Raw genomic sequence first — 4,013 nt, forward strand, 5'->3', positions numbered from 1 at the left:
CTAACGTCTTGTGGCTTGGCGTCAGTTGGGGATTTCGTAAGCCAAATTTATAAATTAAAGACCGAACTTCCAAGTACAAAACCAACTTTAAAGTTTGCCTAAAACCCCAATTGCGCCAAACCGCTGTTGTGCGACGATTTTATTTTTTTGTTTTTCTTTTTTATTTTGGTTTATGCTTCAATTTATTTTGCCTTTCATTTGTTTTGTTGAGACTTTAATTGTTTCTATTTACACATTGTTTTGTTCGGTTACGCCATTGTTTATTTCGATTGCGCCAAACCTTTGTTCGGTTTAAACTATGCTTTATTTAGTCGAGCCAAAGCCTTGTTCGATTCAGCCAATGCTTTGTTCGATTTGGACAAACCTTATTTCGATTTTCATTTTCTGTTGATAATTTATTTCGATTTATGTTTTTTATTTTTGCTCTAATAAATTTCCAACATTCATTTTTCCCAATATTGTCAACAAAAACTTTTCTACGATTTAGTTTTCCCAATATTTCAGCCAATTTTTTGAATTAAAACTTTTCCACAATTTTCTTTTCCCAATATTGCCAACTAAAACTTTCAGTTATTTTCTTTTACCAATATTTTTTGCTAAAACTTTTAATAACTTTTAGAAAAATAGGAGCGAAGTTCGCAACTTAATGTTTCATAATTCCAAAACTTACTAACTAAAAAAGTCAACTTGTTTTCAGAGTAAATTCCGCCCCGGAATTTCGAGCAAATTGTCGCACAACGTTCCGCCGCTTTAAGAAGTTGGGGATTTGTAAGCCCGAAACTTTCGATTAAACACCGAAGTTCAAAAGTACAAAACAAACTTTAAATTAAGCCCAAAAACCCCAATTTCTTAAAACCGCTGTTGTGCGTTCGCTTTTTTACCATTTCCATTCAAAATTCTCTTTATATTCAACGTTTAACTTTTTAGAAAACGATTTTAAATATTCACTTATGTTTTCGGTATTTTCAAATTCTCTTTTCGGAATTATAATTGCTTCAGGCTGTAATCGAATAAAAAAATATTCTTTCGTTTCTATTATAGATTTAATTTGAGAGTTATAAAATTGAGTATTTCCAGCAACACTTTTGACTTCAATTTCAGTTTCTGTAAATTTTAACTCCACGAATTTGTCAAATCTGTTTTTATATTGTTGAATATTTTTCTTAAATATTTTTTTAAACTTTTTTTTCGTTTCTCTTTTATGAAATATTACGAGAAATAAAGCAACCAATGCTAATGTAATAGCATAGAGTTTTTCATTTTTATAAATTGTTACAGCAATCAGTATAAAAATAATTGATAAAAATATAACCATTATTTTCCTTGAGTTTTTTCTCAATGATCCTTCAACGTCAAAATGATACAAGTTTAATTGTAAAAAGTCTTCTTCCGTTAATTTGTACTTTATATCTATCATTATTCTTATTCTATTTTCCTTCGATTTTCTTTCAGTTTTCTTTCGTTTTTCTGTCGCTCGAAAGTGACGCACAACGTTCCGCCGCTTGGCGAGGTTGCGAACTTCGTAACCGTATATTTTCCACTAAAGATAAAATTTCTTGCGGAACGCAAACGTGAATTTACCACAAAATTCGCAATCTTGCCAAACGGCTGTTAGGCAACGTTTTTTTTGGTTAATGTAATTTCGCCTGTTGTTTCTCTTGATGTCCAATATTCTCCCTCCATTTTTTCCACTTTATAGCCTTCAAAAGCTAATAGAGTAGAACCATAATGAATTGAACTTCTTTCTCTAATTCCAGATTTTGGCGTATTTAAAAAAGAGTAAAATAATTGATTAATACCTCTTTCTTTATCAATGTCAAAAGATGCTCCAATACTATAACTTTGGCTTTCAGTTGTTTTTATTCTAACTTGAATATGAAAAAAAGACTGTTCTATTTTCACTTCTGTTTTTATTGTTTCTAATTGACCTCCATTCCAATTTGATTTAATTATTCCTTCCCATTCGCCAGATAAGTCCGGCATTTGTACAAGCCAAGAATAAAATATTTTCCATTTCCAAGCATAACTTATAAAAAAAGTCCAAACTATTATATTAATTGTTATAGTTGTTGATATGTTTGAAATTGCTTTGTGAAAATCAATACTTTGTATATTTTGAGTAAATAGAAATAAGATTGCATAAACAAAAAAAGCAAAACCAATAATTGTAAAAGCGAACATTCTAATATTGTGTTTTATCATAATCTATATTATTGTTTTAGTACAATTTTTACTTTTTTTCGCTTCAATTAATGCAGAATTTACTCTATCTGTAATTGATTTAAAATCATCATCTTTTTTCATTTCAGTTACGCCACAAGACACATTTAAAAAATAGGTTTTGTTTTCAATTTCAAAACTTGTTGTTTCAATTAATTTTCTTTTTCTTTCAGCTGCTTGAAATGCTTGGTTTAGATTGGTTTCGTTTGCAACTACTAAAAATTCATCGCCTCTTAAAAAAAATCTAAATGTTTCATCAGTTGCTCTTTTATCATTGTTTAATAATTCGCCTAATTTTTTTAATATTTTATCAGATGTGTTATAACCTTCATCTATATTGAATTTTTTAAAATTATCTATATCAATTAATATTACTGATAAAGTTTTGTTGTTTTGATTTGCAAAAATCAATTTATTGTCCAAATATTTATTTAATGCTTTATAGTTTTTCAACCCCGTTAATTCATCATTAAAATTATCTTTTTCAAGTTTCAAATACTTCTTCTTGAAACTGAAATTTTTTATGATGTTTGTAATAACAATAATAAAAAGAGAAAATAAAATAACAATATATATTGAAACTGAAATTTCATGAAACATTATTTTCCATAGCAAGGTTTCTTGCGGAATGAACTTTGGAGAAATTATAAAAAGTGAAATAGCTATAGCTTTAATAACATCGTAAATGATTTTAGAAAGCCCATCTTGTTTGAACTTTTCATACGATTTTGTTAAGTAATTTTTAATATTATTCATTTTAGTATTCTAAATAATTCCATAATAAAACCATATAATCATTAACATCTTGTCTAGACCATTTTCTACTTTCTCTGAACAAATATAATAGTTCTGAAACTTCTCCCCATTCAGAGCAATCTTTATCTTCTTTTGTTTTGTCGTAAATATATACAATCGACTGTCTTAATCGTTCAGTCCAAGTGTCATAATTATTAAAAATATTATTTGGTAAATTCCAAACCAAACATTCAAGTAGAAAAGATGTAATGTTATCATTTACATTTTTTCCATCTTCAATCATTTTGTATCGCAATTTTCTATGTAATCTAGTTAACCTTTTAAATCTGCGTGAAGTTTCGTTATTCTTGGTTTTACCATTTTCAATATGCTGTTTAGGATAATTGATTATACTAGAATAAGTATCAGAAATAAATTTAGCGCCTAATATATATTTAGGGCTTTTGCTGTCATACCTTCTGTAATTCCATGTTGGAACTACGTCTGTTTGAATTCTTGTTGAATTTGCAATTATTGTTATGCATTTATCTTTTCTTTTGACATATTCACTCCCAAATTTATTAACCAATGCATTTTCAACGTCATCTTTAAATTCAGAGTAAGAGTAATCGCTAGGTGGTAATTTATCAATACCAGCATCTTTTTCATCAACATCTTTTGATAGATTAAACATAAAACCTCCAGTGAATCTTACATTAATGTCAATATCACTATTCAACTTTACATTTGTATCATTTGCATAAGAACCTTGTGCAAAAGTTTCTGTTGATTTAGTTTTCAATTTTGGATCAGATGATATTGCATCTCGAACCATTTTTTCAGAGTTTTCTAGTTTAGTCTGTTCAGTTTCACTAGGCGGTTTTGTCCAATTTGATAATGTGTCTTCAGTGAATTTTGCCATAGTTAATTATAAATTTTCTCGTTCAGGTAAAATGTTGCCTAACGTCTTGTGGCTTGGCGTCAGTTGGGGATTTCGTAAGCCAAATTTATAAATTAAAGACCGAACTTCCAAGTACAAAACCAACTTTAAAGTTTGC

The 4,013-nt window shown here is 28.5% G+C and carries 4 protein-coding genes; all 4 read right to left on the bottom strand.

The window, feature by feature from the left end; all coding sequences use genetic code 11:
* Positions 1-877 precede the first annotated feature (877 nt).
* Positions 878-1,417: a YcxB family protein gene (locus ACH2CG_RS11440; protein ID WP_395065280.1), complete on the bottom strand. Its 540-nt coding sequence runs from the start codon at positions 1,415-1,417 to the stop codon at positions 878-880.
* A gap of 194 nt (positions 1,418-1,611) precedes the next feature.
* Positions 1,612-2,202 carry a hypothetical protein gene (locus ACH2CG_RS11445; RefSeq protein ID WP_395065282.1) on the bottom strand — a complete coding sequence of 197 codons (591 nt, stop codon included), beginning with the start codon at positions 2,200-2,202 and terminating at the stop codon, positions 1,612-1,614.
* Positions 2,203-2,205: 3 nt separating this feature from the next.
* Complete coding sequence (locus tag ACH2CG_RS11450; protein WP_395065284.1) at positions 2,206-2,976, bottom strand: GGDEF domain-containing protein; 771 nt, start codon at positions 2,974-2,976, stop codon at positions 2,206-2,208.
* A gap of 1 nt (position 2,977) precedes the next feature.
* Entirely contained in the window at positions 2,978-3,877 is a 900-nt protein-coding gene (locus tag ACH2CG_RS11455; RefSeq protein WP_395065286.1) for a nucleotidyltransferase, read from the bottom strand.
* Between the last annotated feature and the right edge of the window lie 136 nt (positions 3,878-4,013).

This window comes from Flavobacterium sp., from assembly GCF_043778725.1.
Lineage (GTDB): Bacteria > Bacteroidota > Bacteroidia > Flavobacteriales > Flavobacteriaceae > Flavobacterium.

Excerpts from the sequence above, each read along its gene's own strand:
- ACH2CG_RS11440 (WP_395065280.1), bottom strand. The coding sequence starts at position 1,417 with ATGATAGATATAAAGTACAAATTAACGGAAGAAGACTTTTTACAATTA.
- ACH2CG_RS11445 (WP_395065282.1), bottom strand. The coding sequence starts at position 2,202 with ATGATAAAACACAATATTAGAATGTTCGCTTTTACAATTATTGGTTTT.
- ACH2CG_RS11450 (WP_395065284.1), bottom strand. The coding sequence starts at position 2,976 with ATGAATAATATTAAAAATTACTTAACAAAATCGTATGAAAAGTTCAAA.
- ACH2CG_RS11455 (WP_395065286.1), bottom strand. The coding sequence starts at position 3,877 with ATGGCAAAATTCACTGAAGACACATTATCAAATTGGACAAAACCGCCT.